The organism is Flagellimonas nanhaiensis (genome assembly GCF_003382275.1).
Classification (GTDB): Bacteria; Bacteroidota; Bacteroidia; order Flavobacteriales; family Flavobacteriaceae; genus Flagellimonas; species Flagellimonas nanhaiensis.
The window spans coordinates 167,116-182,287 of the sequence record NZ_QTJX01000003.1; the positions used below are offsets into that span (position 1 = coordinate 167,116).

Annotated in this window: 10 protein-coding genes; 7 read left to right on the plus strand and 3 right to left on the minus strand. The window is 43.0% G+C overall.

All coding sequences use genetic code 11. From position 1 onward, the window contains the following. Positions 1–77: 77 nt before the first annotated feature. Complete coding sequence (locus DX873_RS13690) at positions 78–1,697, plus strand: alanine/glycine:cation symporter family protein (RefSeq protein WP_116185047.1); 1,620 nt, start codon at positions 78–80, stop codon at positions 1,695–1,697. Positions 1,698–1,719: 22 nt separating this feature from the next. On the opposite strand, the gene DX873_RS18940 is transcribed toward DX873_RS13690, so the two are convergent. Further along, on the minus strand, positions 1,720–1,878 hold the full coding sequence (locus DX873_RS18940; protein WP_181899514.1) for a hypothetical protein: 159 nt from the start codon (positions 1,876–1,878) through the stop codon (positions 1,720–1,722). Positions 1,879–1,964: 86 nt separating this feature from the next. Continuing rightward, complete coding sequence (locus DX873_RS13695; protein WP_116185048.1) at positions 1,965–4,451, minus strand: PA14 domain-containing protein; 2,487 nt, start codon at positions 4,449–4,451, stop codon at positions 1,965–1,967. 207 nt (positions 4,452–4,658) lie between these two features. Here DX873_RS13695 and DX873_RS13700 point away from each other — a divergent pair, with 207 nt between their 5' ends. From DX873_RS13700 to infB, 4 genes are all read left to right on the plus strand, one after another. Beyond that, entirely contained in the window at positions 4,659–5,345 is a 687-nt protein-coding gene (locus tag DX873_RS13700) for an ion channel (RefSeq protein ID WP_116185049.1), read from the plus strand. A 152-nt stretch (positions 5,346–5,497) separates the two neighbouring features. Beyond that, positions 5,498–5,959 (plus strand): ribosome assembly cofactor RimP, encoded by a 462-nt coding sequence (rimP, locus tag DX873_RS13705; protein WP_116185050.1) that lies wholly within the window; start codon positions 5,498–5,500, stop codon positions 5,957–5,959. 13 nt (positions 5,960–5,972) lie between these two features. Continuing rightward, a complete protein-coding gene (gene nusA, locus DX873_RS13710) occupies positions 5,973–7,205 on the plus strand; it encodes a transcription termination factor NusA (protein ID WP_116185051.1) in 1,233 nt (410 codons plus the stop codon). A 43-nt stretch (positions 7,206–7,248) separates the two neighbouring features. After that, a complete protein-coding gene (gene infB, locus DX873_RS13715) occupies positions 7,249–9,969 on the plus strand; it encodes a translation initiation factor IF-2 (protein WP_116185052.1) in 2,721 nt (906 codons plus the stop codon). A 51-nt stretch (positions 9,970–10,020) separates the two neighbouring features. Here infB and DX873_RS13720 read toward each other — a convergent pair whose 3' ends face one another. After that, positions 10,021–10,392, minus strand: a complete 372-nt coding sequence (locus DX873_RS13720) for an SPOR domain-containing protein (RefSeq protein ID WP_116185257.1) — start codon at positions 10,390–10,392, stop codon at positions 10,021–10,023. A gap of 235 nt (positions 10,393–10,627) precedes the next feature. Here DX873_RS13720 and DX873_RS13725 point away from each other — a divergent pair, with 235 nt between their 5' ends. Both DX873_RS13725 and DX873_RS13730 read left to right on the plus strand, forming a co-directional pair. Then, positions 10,628–11,992, plus strand: a complete 1,365-nt coding sequence (locus DX873_RS13725; RefSeq protein ID WP_116185053.1) for a cytochrome c3 family protein — start codon at positions 10,628–10,630, stop codon at positions 11,990–11,992. A 32-nt stretch (positions 11,993–12,024) separates the two neighbouring features. After that, entirely contained in the window at positions 12,025–15,156 is a 3,132-nt protein-coding gene (locus DX873_RS13730; protein ID WP_116185054.1) for a TAT-variant-translocated molybdopterin oxidoreductase, read from the plus strand. The last annotated feature ends 16 nt before the right edge of the window (positions 15,157–15,172 follow it).

Here is a 15,172-nt window from a genome sequence, read left to right on the forward strand (position 1 = left end):
ACTGACATTTTCATATTCATTCCGACAAAACCCGATTAATCCAATTCTGCTCGTGAAATTTCAGAAACTTTTGGATTATGGGAATATTTTATTTTTTTGGCACACAATTACTTTCATCAACACAAATAATTGCTTCTTCTTCAGAAAAAGGATTGGACGAAAGAATCAATGAAGGCTTTATGCCTTTTGCTATTTGGTGGGAAAAATTGATCTTGGCTGAGGTGGCAATTTTTGGCAATGGAATTCCTTTGGTGTTGATTCTTCTCATCTTGGGCGCTCTTTTTTTTACTCTCTATTTCGGTTTCGTCAATATCCGTCATTTTCCAACAGCGATACAGGTGGTTAGGGGAAAATATGATGAGCTTGAGAAGGAGAAGTCAGTGTTGAAGACCATCGTGCATGAGGTCGATGGAGATGTAAAAGGAACTATTAAGGATGAGGGTCATCTGGGAGAGGTCAATCACTTTCAAGCTTTGGCAACCGCAGTTTCCGGTACTGTTGGTCTTGGTAATATTGCACTGGTTGCCGTTGCCATATCTATTGGAGGACCTGGAGCCACTTTTTGGATGGTTCTGGCCGGGTTGTTAGGAATGTCCACAAAATTTGTGGAATGTACCCTAGGGGTAAAATACCGTGATATTGATAAAGACGGGACGGTTTTTGGTGGGCCAATGTATTATTTGTCCAAGGGACTTAAGGAAAGAGGGCTGGGGCATTTAGGGAAATTTTTGGCCATAATCTTTGCGGTCCTCTGTGTGGGGGCATCTTTTGGCGGGGGTAATGCTTTTCAGAGCAATCAGGCTGCAGCCCAGATCATAGGGCTGTTTGGACTTACCGGTTCAGCAACAGGAAGTATAATAGGGTTGGTGTTTGCAGTTTTGGCAGGAATCGTGATTATTGGAGGAATCAAAAGAATTGCCAAAGTAACTGAAAAAGTAGTGCCCTTTATGGCAATTCTATATGTGGGTGCCGCACTGTTCATTATTTTTTCCAAAATTGATATCGTTGATGAAGCTATCGCCCAGATTTTTTCGGAAGCTTTTTCACCGAGGGCCACGATCACAGGAGGATTTGCCGGCGTGATGATTCAGGGTTTTAGGCGTGCAGCATTTTCAAACGAGGCGGGAGCTGGCTCGGCCGCCATAGCACACTCCGCAGTGAATACCGCCTACCCGGCTTCAGAAGGGTTGGTGGGGCTGTTGGAACCTTTTATTGATACTGTTTTGGTCTGCACTATGACCGCAGTGGTCATTATTCTGTTTAATATGGATGGTACATTTATGTACGGAAATGTAGTGGACGGTCAGGCACTTTTAAAAGATGGAAGCCGCTTGGGAGGTGTCAATATTACTTCGCTGGCCTTTGAGGATTCAATCAAAGGTTCCTCATATGTTTTGATGGTTGCGGTTTGCCTATTTGCCTTTTCCACTATTCTATCTTGGTCTTATTATGGACTTCAGGCTTGGAAATATCTCTTCGGTCGTGGAAAGCTTACCGATTTGACCTATAAATTGTTGTTTCTGGTTTTTACGGTTTTGGGAGCTGCAATCACGTTGGATGCGGTTATAAAATTCTCCGATGCCATGATATTGGCCTTGGTGTTTCCGAATATGATTGGGCTATTGATTCTGTTTCCCAAAGTGAAAGCTGAATTCACAAAATACATCACTTTGGTGTCAAAAAAGAAATCAGAATAAAAAAGAGTATGGTTGGATGAACCTATGGTTCATCTTTTTTGATGGATTTTAAAGTGTATTTATCATAAGCTGCGACATCAAAAATTTTTGATTGCCCAGTTTTCAACCATCGCTTATAGATCAGCTTGCCGTTCATGTAAACGTAAAGCTCGTCGTTTTTTATTTCCTTACTGTAGGCCATTATTGGTGGAAAGGTAATTTATATGCCAATTTAACGCATGAATCGGAAAGTTTAGACCCCTGCATCTCGGAATGTCACGGTGTTGATCAGTTCCTATTGACCCTGTGTGTAATTCTTCGGTTGGTAATAACGGTTCCAACGTTTATGGACAAGGTGGCATTGTTAGAGGTGATTGCGCTACATGATGCAGCTGCATTGGAAGCTATCACTCGATAGATGTACCCATTTTTGTCCGTCCCCGGATTGGTAACGGTCAAGTTTGCTGTTTGGGTGCCGGTGTAATCAGCTCCGTCCGCTATTGGATTAAAATTGGAACCACCATCTGTACTCACTTCCCATTGATAGGTGTCAGGACCACTGGTTGTCACGGAGAAATTGCCATTATTTCCTGTAATTATGGTTTGATCGCTCGGTTGGGCAGTGAAGGAAAAGGGTGTAACGGTTATGGTTTGTTGCACATCGGTTGTATTGCCCATGGCATCCGTAACCCGATAGGTTCTGGTTATAATTTCGGGATTGGTTCCTCCATCACTAACATCACTGACATGTGTTACAGTTGGACTGGGGTCGCAATTATCCGCTTCATCAGTAATGATGTTGATATCGGCTGCGGGAATATCGGCACTGCAATACACTGTGATTGGAGTCGGGGTGCTGGCCGTTGGAGCTGTTGTGTCAACAGTAATTGTTGCGGTGGCCGAAATATTGGGAGCAGCAGGGTCGCCCGGCATGCCTCCGTACTCCACCAAATAGCCTTGGGGCTGATATACACCACTTGAGGCGCCCGTGTTTGAAAGATCGTTCCATGACCCATCCGGGCCAACACCCGGTGCGGTAATATGGGCGTAATCCTCATTACCTGATTGGTTGGGCTCTCCAGTGTTCCAAAACTCGAAACCAAATGCGGTTCCTCCGGAAGTTCCACGCCAGAAAAGCGTTCCTGCTTCAGGTCCTGTGACCCAAAGCCAATCTCCTTCAGTAGCTTCATCACTGGCACCGATCCAACCGGCACCTGGAGCTTGACTTCCCACTAGGGTTGCTTCGTCTTGGGCACCTATGGTCACCAAATATCCTTGAAGTCCATAGAAAGTGCGCAGCGCTGCGGCATCTCGAGCGGATGTCCAGGTAATCCCCAATGCGGGTACATATTCGTAATAGTGACCCGTGGAGGCAAGGTAGTTTGCCTCGTTCAATACCGTTGAAAAGGTTCGGGTCTCTCCAGAAGAAACGGTTGCTGTAGTCTGAAAAACAACATCGAGTAGGGCGGCTTCAAATTCTGCAAGCGTTGCCGGACCTGTCAGGGTCAGTCTTCCTTCGGAAACATCCCAACTTGGGGTTATATTAGGGTGGCTTCCGGTCAAGGATAACTGGTCACCTGTATTGTCGTAGTTTGCGGTAATCTGAACATAAGCTGCATCTAAAGTGGTATCATCCGGGTCGGTAATAGATACACTTTCAATTATTTGGATGGTGGAACCCGGACAGAATATTTGGTCTCCTGTTGCTGTAATACTTGGAGGTTCATCAGGAACAACCGGTACTCCACAATTGGAATACAGACTGCTAAAGGGAACATTCTGTTTGGAGATTGAAGGGCCTTCGTATTGCACGGTTAAAGCTTCGGCTCCGCCATTTTCAAAAAACACTACGATGATATCGTGTAAACCAGTGGTCAATGAAACCGTTCCCGATCTTTCCTGCATTCCATGGAGGCCATCATTGCTCACAATTTCGGTTCCATCAATATAAAGTTTTGAACCGTCATCGGAAGAGGTATAGAAAGTATAAGAACCTGGGGTATCTATCTGAATGTATCCGATATAGCGAATGCTGAATGTATTTGTGTCACCTGGATCTTCTTGATTTTGTAACGCATCGACATCAAAACTGCTAAAAACTCCTGTGCCCAAAGCACCCGATGTTGGAATATTATCCACGGTATTCCCGGAGGGAACGCTGTCATAAAACTCAAAATCCACTTCCCCAGAACATAAGGGGAGTGTACCCTCTACCAAAACATTGTCTATATAGTAGTGCTCGTTATTGGAGGTATTGTACATGCGGACCCTGATTTCCAAGGTGGAACCTGTTGTTGGTAGGTTTACAGTGTATGAGGGGTCCAAGGGGTCAGAGGGACTTGCGTCACCCGAAGCATTTTCAAATTCTGTCCAGGCACCAGCACTGTCAATACGATATTCCCCAATAAAATAATCCGAACCCTGCTCAAAGTTGTTGGCGTTGTTCACCGTTACATCCATACTGAAACTCACCGAAGTATATCCGTAGATGTTGATAGCCCCCGTGGCCCAGGTACTTTCCGCATCCAAATTTCGGCCCCGTATAAATCCGTTTCTCACATTGAGCCTCCCAGGGCGGTCGGTGGTCCAGTCGGTATAGGCTGCGCCTGTTGCCGTACCGCTTTCCGTTCCGTTGGCGTAACTATTAAAATCTTCACTCCAAATGGTGGTTTGTGCACAAAGAGAAAGTGTGCCCCATAAAAAGAAAATGGGAACAAGTATGCGTGAAAAAGATAAGCGCTTAACCTTTCTGGATGTGAAAGGGGATATCTCCATGCTAACGGTTTCTGAAACACAAAGCTAGGTAGGAAAACCGCTACGGAAAATAATTGTTGTGAAACAAGGGAATATGGATGTTAACTTCAAAGTTGAGATATTCTTTTTTTACTTCTGAATTGCTAGGTGAAATCTATAAACAGATTATAAAATGAATTCATATTTCAATTTTTCACAATCCTTAAATTTGTTCGTAAGCAATTTTATATGAAGGCATTATCAAAAACTGTAAAAAGGTTGTATAAAATCAGGTTTGAAATTTTTCTGACCACACAGCTCCTCATACTGTTCGGTTCTTTGATTGTACCAGCAGATTTTTTTGAATTCACTGTTTTACCCTTACTGTATTTGATCAGTATTTTGGCAGGAATCCTTATGATTTCCAAACGCAAAAAACTAACATGGTTCTTTATCCTGTTATTTGCCGTTTCTGTTGGCATTTTTGGTAGCTCCATGATCTATCGTCAGGAATCCCAGGCCAATATTCTAATGCGATTGTCCATTTACTTTGTCTTTCATATTGTTGTTGCATGGAATATTGTCCAGCAAGTGTGGCGGGCAAAAAGAGTCAACAAAAATGTAATCTTGGGATTGATGAGCGGTTATATCTCGTTGGGTTTTTTGGCTTTCTTTCTTTTTATGTCCATAGAGTTGACCCATCCCGGAGCATTCCAAGGGGCTCTGTTGCAATCAAAAGATTTTGTAGGTTTTAGTGAAGCCATTTTGTACTATTCGTATATCACGTTATTGACCATTGGCTACGGTGAAATCATTCCTGTTATTCCTATTGCCCAAAAAGCTGCAATGCTGGTTGGACTTGTTGGACAGTTCTATCTGGTTATCGTTACCGCCGTGGTTGTGGAAAAGTACATTCGGCATTCGGCAGACAATTGAAACATAAAGTATTCTTCTTGAATTAAATCCATTTATTAATGGGCGTTATATGGCTTGTGGAAACGATATTTATGTCCTATATTTGCACCACTGAACGGATATAGAAGTATTCATGAGGGGACTTTGGGTCCCCTCTTTTATTACTTGAATTTATGCTTAAGGAGAAAGTAAGGTCTTTGTTGGACAAGGCACTGGAAGAGCATCCAACCTTGTTTTTGATTGATTTTACTGTAGGTGGCGACAATACAGTTAGGGTGGTTCTTGATGGTGATGATGGGGTCAATCTTCAGGACTGTATGAAAATCAGTAGAGCCATTGAGCACAATCTGGACAGGGAAGAAGAGGATTTTTCCTTGGAAGTCACCTCCGCAGGAGCAACATCGCCATTAATCCTTCCGCGTCAGTACAAAAAGAATATTGGTAGAAAATTAAAGGTCAGGACCAAAGAGGAAGAATGTGAGGGAACCCTGACCCAGACCACAGAAAATAGTATTACCCTAGAATGGAAGGCGCGTGAGCCCAAACCAGTGGGTAAAGGAAAAGTTACAGTACAGAAAAAGCAGGAGATTGCATTTTCTGACATCCAAGAAGCAAAAGTTGTATTAAAATTTTAATTGTAGTTCAAAAATGGAAAACCTAGCGCTCATCGAATCCTTTTCAGAATTCAAGGACGATAAGTTTATAGACAGGGTGACCTTAATGGCCATTTTGGAGGATGTATTCCGAAATGCACTAAAGAAAAAGTTCGGTTCCGATGAGAACTTTGATATCATCATTAACCCAGACAAAGGTGATTTGGAGATTTGGAGGAACAGAGTGGTTGTTGAAGATGGAGAAGTAGAAGAGCCCAATGAGGAAATTTCACTCACAGAGGCCCGCAAGATCGAGCCGGATTTTGAAGTGGGAGAAGATGTTTCCGAAGAAGTAAAACTTATGGATTTGGGAAGAAGGGCGATCTTGGCATTGCGTCAAAACCTGATTTCTAAGATACATGAGCATGATAACACTACCATCTACAAGCAATTCAAAGACCTGGAAGGTGAGATTTACACTGCTGAGGTACATCACATTCGCCATAAGGCCATAATTCTTTTGGACGATGAAGGCAACGAGATCATTCTTCCCAAAGAAAAGCAGATTCCATCTGACTTTTTTAGAAAAGGGGACAATGTCAGGGGAATTATTGAGAGTGTAGAGCTAAAAGGGAACAAGCCGGCAATAATTATGTCGAGGACTTCCCCGATCTTTTTGGAGCAATTGTTCTTCCAGGAAATTCCTGAGGTTTTTGATGGGCTTATTACCATCAAAAAGGCAGTTAGAATCCCTGGGGAAAAAGCAAAAGTGGCTGTGGATTCCTATGATGATAGAATAGACCCGGTTGGTGCTTGTGTTGGTATGAAGGGATCCCGTATCCATGGAATTGTCCGTGAATTGGGTAACGAGAATATTGATGTGATCAATTGGACCAACAATCCACAATTAATGGTGACACGTGCTTTGAGTCCGGCCAGGGTATCTTCGGTAAAGTTGAACGATGAAAAGAAAACTGCGCAAGTATACCTTAAGCCAGAAGAAGTTTCCAAAGCTATTGGACGAGGAGGGCATAACATTAGATTGGCAGGGCAACTTACAGGATATGAGATAGATGTGTTCCGTGAAGGAGTAGAGGAAGATGTAGAGTTGACCGAGTTCTCCGATGAGATTGAAGGATGGGTGATTGAGGAGTTCAAGAAGATTGGACTGGATACGGCAAGAAGCGTCTTGGAACAAGATGTGGATGACCTTGTTAAAAGGACGGATTTAGAAGAAGAGACCGTTCAAGATGTAGTGCGCATTCTCAAGGAAGAATTTGAAGATTAAACTATATATTAGCAGCGAATTTTAGGGCAAGCAAAAATAATTTATGGCAGGAAACCCAACAATACGACTTAATAAGGTTCTTAGGGAATTGAATATTTCTCTGGATCGGGCGGTAGACTACCTAGCTTCAAAAGGCCATGAGGTAGAGGCAAGGCCTACCACCAAGATCACGGATGAGGTGTATCAAGTACTGTTGGATGAATTCCAAACGGATAAGAGCAAAAAAGTGGCTTCCAAGGAAGTAGGAGAGGAGAAGCGGAAGGAAAAAGAAGCGCTCAGAATCCAAATGGAACAGGAGCAAGAAGAAAAAAGACTTGCCCGGGAAAAGAAAAGTGCAGAACAGGTCATCAAGGCCAAAGCGGAGCTTTCAGGACCTAAGACAGTCGGAAAGATAGACTTGGACAAAAAACCTGAAAAAGAAAAAGTTGAAGACCAACCCAAAGAAGAGGCGCCAGTAGCCGAAGCCGAAGTGGAAAAGGCACCTGAGAAGAAGGAAGCAGCGGTCAAAGAAGCTCCAGTTCCAGCTCCGGCTTCAAAAGAAACTGAAAAAGCCAAGCCCAAAGAGGATGTTGAAGAGCAACCCAAGGAGCCTGAAACAATTCGTACGCAGTACAAAAAACTTAGTGGTCCTAAAATAACTGGGGATAAAATTGACCTTTCCCAATTCAATAAGCCCAAGAAGAAGAAGGAAGAGCCCAAAAAAGATGATAAGGCTTCAGGTGATGCAAGTTCTGATCGCAAGAAAAGAAGAAAAAGGATTGTAAGTAAAAATGCCCAGCCTGGAAATGGACGTCAACAAAGAGGTGGAAATGGACCAGGAAGAAGAGGCGGACAACGTACATCGGTTCCTAAGGTTGAGCCGACTGATGAAGAAGTACAAAAACAGGTAAGGGAGACCCTGGAAAAACTTCAGGGAAAATCCAATAAAGGGAAAGGGGCCAAATATAGAAGAGAGAAAAGAGATCTCCATCGTCAGCAGACCGAAAAGGATTTGGAGCAACAAGAGTTGGAGAGCAAAATCCTTAAAGTCACCGAATTTGTAACGGTGAACGAAGTGGCCACCATGATGAGTGTGTCCACAACCCAGATTATTTCTGCTTGTATGTCATTGGGAATCATGGTGACCATGAACCAGCGATTGGATGCAGAGACCTTGGCTATTGTTGCAGAAGAATTTGGCTATGAAGTTGAATTTGTCACTGCTGAAATTGAGGAGTCAATTGAAGAGGTGGAAGATGCTCCAGAAGATTTGAAATTGAGGGCGCCCATTGTTACGGTAATGGGACATGTTGACCATGGTAAGACCTCTTTATTGGATTATATCCGAGAAGAGAACGTGATAGCAGGAGAAAGTGGAGGTATCACCCAGCACATTGGAGCCTATGGGGTTACTTTGGAAGATGGACAAAAGATTACGTTTTTGGATACTCCCGGTCACGAAGCCTTTACCGCAATGCGTGCACGTGGAGCCCAGGTTACGGATATTGCCATTATTGTAATTGCTGCGGATGATGATATCATGCCTCAGACTAAGGAGGCCATCAGTCATGCTCAAGCTGCGGGTGTTCCTATTGTATTTGCAATAAATAAAGTTGATAAGCAAACAGCCAATCCAGATAAAATTAAGGAAGGGCTGGCATCAATGAACCTATTGGTGGAAGATTGGGGAGGTAAAATCCAATCCCATGATATTTCGGCCAAAACGGGACAAGGAGTAAAAGAGTTACTCGAAAAAGTATTGTTGGAGGCCGAATTGTTGGAGTTGAAAGCAAACCCGGACCGATTGGCAACAGGAACCGTTGTAGAGGCATTTTTGGACAAGGGCCGTGGATATGTATCCACAATTTTGGTCCAGAACGGTACTTTGGAAATAGGAGACTATGTATTGGCGGGAACTTGCAGTGGTAAGGTAAAGGCTATGCAAGATGAGCGCGGAAAGAATATAAAAAAGGCAGGTCCTGCAACACCAATTTCTATTTTGGGATTGGATGGCGCACCTCAAGCAGGTGATCGATTCAATGTGTTGGAAGATGAAAGGGAGGCCAAACAAATTGCGGCTAAACGTTCACAATTACAACGTGAGCAATCGGTAAGGACTCAGCGTCATATTACCTTGGACGAGATTGGACGAAGGATAGCATTGGGAGACTTCCAGGAGTTGAACATCATCTTGAAAGGAGATGTGGATGGTTCTGTGGAAGCACTTACGGACTCCTTCCAGAAGTTGTCCACCGATGAGATCCAGGTGAATATCATCCACAAGGCAGTAGGGGCCATCACAGAGTCTGATGTTCTGTTGGCAAGTGCGTCCGATGCTGTTATTATTGGTTTCAACGTTAGACCTATGGGTAATGCCAGGGCTGTTGCTGACAAAGAGGAAATTGATATCAGAACCTATTCCATTATCTATGATGCGATCAACGACCTCAAAGATGCCATGGAAGGAATGTTGTCTCCAGAAATGAAAGAAGAGGTCACTGGAAATGCAGAAATACGAGAGACCTTCAAGATTTCAAAAGTTGGAACAATTGCAGGTTGTATGGTTACCAGCGGAAAAGTGTTCAGAAATTCACAGATACGACTTATCAGGGATGGAGTGGTCATTTTTACAGGAGAGTTGTCTTCTTTGAAGCGTTTCAAGGACGATGTCAAAGAAGTATCCAAAGGATATGATTGTGGACTTCAAGTCAAAAACTACAATGACGTTAAGGAAGGCGATATAATTGAAGCGTTCCAGGAAGTAGCGGTCAAGAAGAAATTATAATAAGATTGAAATATCGAAAAAAGAAAATCCCGCTTCGGCGGGATTTTTTTATTATCTGGAATCACTTTCAGGTTTGAGAAGCATTGCATCTGGATATTTTTTCCGCACCTCGAGGTATTTTCGTTCCGCTTCCAGTTTTGTTTTGAACTTGCCGAGCCTCACACGATAAGTGGGTGATTCAAACTCGATTTTAGAATACCATCCTGGAAAATCTACGTCAACTTCAGACTTCAGTTTTTGAGCTTTTTGATAGCTGCCAAAACCTACCTGTATTTGATAGAATTTTGCTTTTGAATTGACTTCGGTGTATAGCTCTATGAGCTCATCAATTTTTGGGTCTTGTTCAATGGTAACAGTGCCTTCCTGACCTGAAAGGCCAAGTGTGAAACCTAATAAGAATATAATGAATACAGGGGCTTTCATGTTAAAATGAATCTTTTGGATATTGTTGTTGTACAAATGTAATTTTTTCAATTTTAAACCAAATAAGGCTCACTTATTTAGAATGTTTATAAATTATCCTTTATAAATACCTTAACATTTTAAAAAATGACTCGATTATGTACTTTTGTCACCAATTTTGGTGGGGTGAAACCCTATTGTTCTCAGTATCAGTAGAAATTATCGTGCCAAAGATTTCGACAGAAATTTCGTGAATATGAAAAAGGTTTTATACCGCCATCTATTGTCTAAAGTTTTAGGTTTTTCTCTTTTACTTTTTTCCAATTCATTTTATGCGCAAGAAGAAGCTGTGGATGCTTCAGCAGGAGTAGCTGTTGAGGAAAGTGCAGCTGCAGGGGGAGACCCGGTGAAAGGAAAGCAACTTTTTAATCAAAATTGTGCTGCTTGCCACGCATTGGATAGAAAAATGACAGGTCCTGCCCTGGCCAATGTTGAAGCTAGGCTAGCTGAAGATGAAGGATTGGATCGTGAATGGCTAGGTGAGTGGATAAAAAACAGCCCTGGAATGATCAGTTCCGGAGATGCTTACGCCAACAAGATTTACGCCGAATACAATCAAGCCGCGATGACGGCTTTTCCAACGCTTTCCGAGCAGGATATTGATAATATTTTAGCCTATACTGCTGCGCCGCCGCCGGCTCCAGTTGCCGCTGCTACAACTGCAACTGCCGAAGGTGAGGATGCTTCAGGGGGTATTTCCAATGAAATGGTTTTAGGGGCTCTTACTTTGATTTTTGCCCTTTTGGTCGTAATGCTCATTTTGGTCAATAAGACGTTGCGTCGTATTGCTGAGGCCAACGGAGTGGTGTTGGAGAAGGAATTGGCGGAAAAACGTACTCCTATTTGGAAGGCCTTTGCCCAAAATCAGTTTTTGGTTTTGGTTACGTCAATTTTCTTATTGCTGGCAAGTGCTTATTTTGCCTATGGATGGATGATGCAGGTTGGTGTTGACCAGGGATATGCTCCTGTTCAGCCTATTCATTATTCGCATAAAATACACGCTGGTGACAATAAAATCGAATGTAAATATTGTCACTCTTCTGCAAGGGTTTCCAAAACTTCCGGAATACCTTCTCTTAATGTTTGTATGAACTGTCACAAGTCCATTTATGAGTACACCGGTAACCCAGAGGGTCCAAGTGCTGAGGATTTGGCGAATGGTTACACCAATGAGTTCTACACAGGAGAGATTAAAAAATTATACAAAGCAGTAGGTTGGGACGAAGAAAATCAAAGGTATACAGGTGAAACCCAGCCAGTGGAATGGGTGAGGATTCACAATCTACCTGATTTTGCTTATTTCAACCACTCGCAACACGTTTCTGTTGCGGGAATCGAATGTCAAACTTGTCACGGTCCCGTAGAGGAAATGGAAATCATGTACCAATATTCGCCATTGACCATGGGTTGGTGTATAAATTGTCACCGTGAGACCAATATTAAGGTTGAGGGCAACGAATACTACGAAGCTATCCATGCAGAACTTTCAAAAAAGTATGGAGTTGATGAGTTGACCGCTGCCATGATGGGTGGTTTGGAATGTGGTAAATGTCACTATTAAGAATTAAAAGAAGATAATCTCAGATATATCGTATGGCATCAAGCAAAAAATATTGGAAGAGCGTAGAGGAGTTAAATCCTAACGATTCCATTGTTGAGACGCTAAGACAAAATGAATTCATAGAGCAGATTCCTGTTGATGAGTTTTTGGGGGACAAGGAAAACCTGTCTAATTCAAGTACTAGTAGAAGGGATTTCTTAAAATATGTAGGATTCAGTACGGCAGCTGCAACAGTGGCCGCTTGTGAAGGTCCTGTCCATAAATCAATACCTTATGTGATACAGCCGGACAACATTACTCCCGGTGTGGCCAACTATTACGCTACTACTATTGCAGACGGCTTTGATTTTGCCAGTATTTTGGTGAAAACCAGGGAAGGACGCCCAATCAAAATTGAAAACAATACAGATGCCAAGATAAATGGTGGAGCTAATGCAAGAGTGCAGGCATCCGTATTGACGCTTTATGATAGCAAAAGACTTCAGGGGCCAGCTGCAAATGGTGAGCCTATTGAGTGGGATGTGTTGGATGCTACCATGGTGGCCAAGCTGCAAAGTTTGAAGGGTTCCAGTAAGCAAATTGTACTGTTGACCCAAACTTATGCAAGTCCTTCTACTGAAAGATTGATTGCTGAATTCAAAGAAGCTTATGGTGAAAATGTAAACCACGTGGTTTACGATGCCATTTCCGAAGATGCTGCTCTCAATGCTTTTAATGCATCGTATGGCGAGAGGGCTCTTGCTGATTATGATTTCGAAAAAGCAGATTTGATTGTTTCCTTTGGTGCTGATTTCCTTGGAGATTGGCAAGGAGGAGGTTATGATAGTGGATATGCCAAGGGACGCGTGCCCAAAAATGGCAAAATGTCCAAGCACGTTCAATTGGAGGCCAATATGTCTTTGACCGGGGCCAATGCGGACAAGCGTTACCCTATGACTCCGACCCAGCAGAAAATTGCGTTGGCAAAACTGTATGGAAAGTTGAACGGAAGTAATGTAGGAGGAGGAACTTCAGATGTTGATGCAGCTGTTGATCAAATTGCTGCCCAGATTAAAAAGGCTGGAAATAAAGCCGTTGTGGTAACTGGCCTTAATGATGTAAATGCCCAAAATGTTGTGTTGGCAATCAATGAATTGTTGGCAAGCGAGGCATTTGACACTAAGAATCCTAAATATGTGCGCCAAGGTGATGCGGCCAAAGTGGCCAAATTGATTTCAGATATGAATTCTGGTCGTGTTGGAGCATTGATTATGGATGGAGTTAATCCAGTGTATACTTTGCCAAATGCAGATGAGTTTGTTACCGGGCTTGATGCAGTTGACCTTTCTGTCTCTTTTTCTTTCAATAATGATGAAACAGCACAATCCTCTGATTATGTTGCGGCAGCTTCGCACTACTTGGAGTCTTGGGGAGATGCACAATTTAAGAAAGGACAGTACAGTCTGATGCAACCTGTAATCAGGGAACTTTTCGATACCAGACAATTCCAGACTGCTCTATTGAACTGGATGGGCAGTGATAAAAAATATTACGACTATATCAAAGAGACTTGGGAAACCAATCTTCTTCAAGGTGAATCTTGGAACAAAGCTTTACAAGATGGTGTTTTTGTTGCTGGTGTTACAGTGGCAGAGGATGAGGGGCAAGCAGATGTTGCTCAACAATCAGAAGGAGATGATGCACCTCAAGCAAGTATAGCGCCAATAGCTTCAGCTATTCGCTCACTAGTTAATGCAACAAGTGGCGGAACCGAGTTGGTTTTATATTCCAAGGTGGGTATGGGAGATGGTCGTCAGGCCAATAACCCATGGCTACAAGAGTTTCCTGACCCTATTTCCAGAGTAGCTTGGGACAACTATGTGACTGTTTCCAAAGCTGATGCTGAACAATGGGGCTTTGAGAATTTCACCGTGGCCAATGGAGGTGTAAATGGTAGTTATGCCAAACTCACCGTCAATGATAAAGTATTGGATAATGTGCCTGTAATCATTCAGCCAGGTCAGGCTGTTGGTACAGTCGGTCTTTCTTTTGGATATGGAAAGAAGGCCGGTATGCAATCCGATATGGCTACAGGAGTAAATGCCTATACCTTATATAATGACTTCTCTGATGTGCAGTCGGTGACTGTTGAAAAGGCTTCAGGTGAACATGAGTTTGCTTGCGTCCAGCAGCACAAGACATTAATGGGTAGGGGGGATATCATCAAAGAAACTACTTTGGAGATATTCAATACCAAGGACCATCAGGAATGGAACCATATGCCTCACGTGAGTTTGAATCACCAGGAGATTCCTGTTACCTCACCAGATGCAGATTTATGGGATGAGTTTGATCGCTCTATCGGGCATCATTTCAACCTTTCAATAGACTTAAACGCTTGTACCGGTTGTGGAGCTTGTGTTATTGCATGTCACGCTGAGAACAATGTACCTGTGGTAGGTAAGAAAGAAATTCGCCTTTCCAGGGATATGCATTGGTTGCGTATTGATAGATATTATTCCTCAGAAGAAACCTTTGAGCAGGATAATGAGAAGAAGGAACAAATGGAAGGTCTTTGGGGAGATCAAGGATCCTTGGGTGGATTCAGGGAAATGGAAGATGCTTCGGCAAACCCACAGGTTGCGTTCCAGCCGGTAATGTGCCAGCACTGTAACCATGCCCCTTGTGAAACTGTTTGTCCGGTCGCAGCTACTTCGCATGGTAGACAAGGACAAAACCATATGGCCTATAACCGTTGTGTTGGTACTAGATACTGTGCCAATAACTGCCCATACAAAGTACGTCGATTCAACTGGTTCTTGTACCACGACAATAACGAGTTCAACTTTAACATGAACAACGATTTGGGTAAAATGGTTCTTAACCCGGATGTCAATGTACGTTCCAGAGGGGTTATGGAAAAATGTTCAATGTGTATCCAAATGACCCAGAAAACAATTCTGGATGCCAAGCGAGAAGGAAGGACCATCAAAGATGGCGAGTTCCAAACAGCTTGTTCCGCAGCGTGTAGCAGTGGAGCCATGGTATTTGGAGACATCAATGATAAAGAAAGCAAGGTTGCCGAGTTGAAGGAAGATGATAGAATGTACCACTTGTTGGAGCATGTGGGAACAAAACCCAATGTGTTCTATCACGTAAAAGTTAGAAATACCAACGAGGCTTAATCAATAAATTAGAAGT

Excerpts from the sequence above, each read along its gene's own strand:
- infB (WP_116185052.1), top strand. The coding sequence starts at position 7,249 with ATGGCAGGAAACCCAACAATACGACTTAATAAGGTTCTTAGGGAATTG.
- DX873_RS13725 (WP_116185053.1), top strand. The coding sequence starts at position 10,628 with ATGAAAAAGGTTTTATACCGCCATCTATTGTCTAAAGTTTTAGGTTTT.
- DX873_RS18940 (WP_181899514.1), bottom strand. The coding sequence starts at position 1,878 with ATGGCCTACAGTAAGGAAATAAAAAACGACGAGCTTTACGTTTACATG.
- DX873_RS13695 (WP_116185048.1), bottom strand. The coding sequence starts at position 4,451 with ATGGAGATATCCCCTTTCACATCCAGAAAGGTTAAGCGCTTATCTTTT.
- DX873_RS13720 (WP_116185257.1), bottom strand. The coding sequence starts at position 10,392 with ATGAAAGCCCCTGTATTCATTATATTCTTATTAGGTTTCACACTTGGC.
- DX873_RS13700 (WP_116185049.1), top strand. The coding sequence starts at position 4,659 with ATGAAGGCATTATCAAAAACTGTAAAAAGGTTGTATAAAATCAGGTTT.
- DX873_RS13730 (WP_116185054.1), top strand. The coding sequence starts at position 12,025 with ATGGCATCAAGCAAAAAATATTGGAAGAGCGTAGAGGAGTTAAATCCT.
- DX873_RS13690 (WP_116185047.1), top strand. The coding sequence starts at position 78 with ATGGGAATATTTTATTTTTTTGGCACACAATTACTTTCATCAACACAA.
- rimP (WP_116185050.1), top strand. The coding sequence starts at position 5,498 with ATGCTTAAGGAGAAAGTAAGGTCTTTGTTGGACAAGGCACTGGAAGAG.
- nusA (WP_116185051.1), top strand. The coding sequence starts at position 5,973 with ATGGAAAACCTAGCGCTCATCGAATCCTTTTCAGAATTCAAGGACGAT.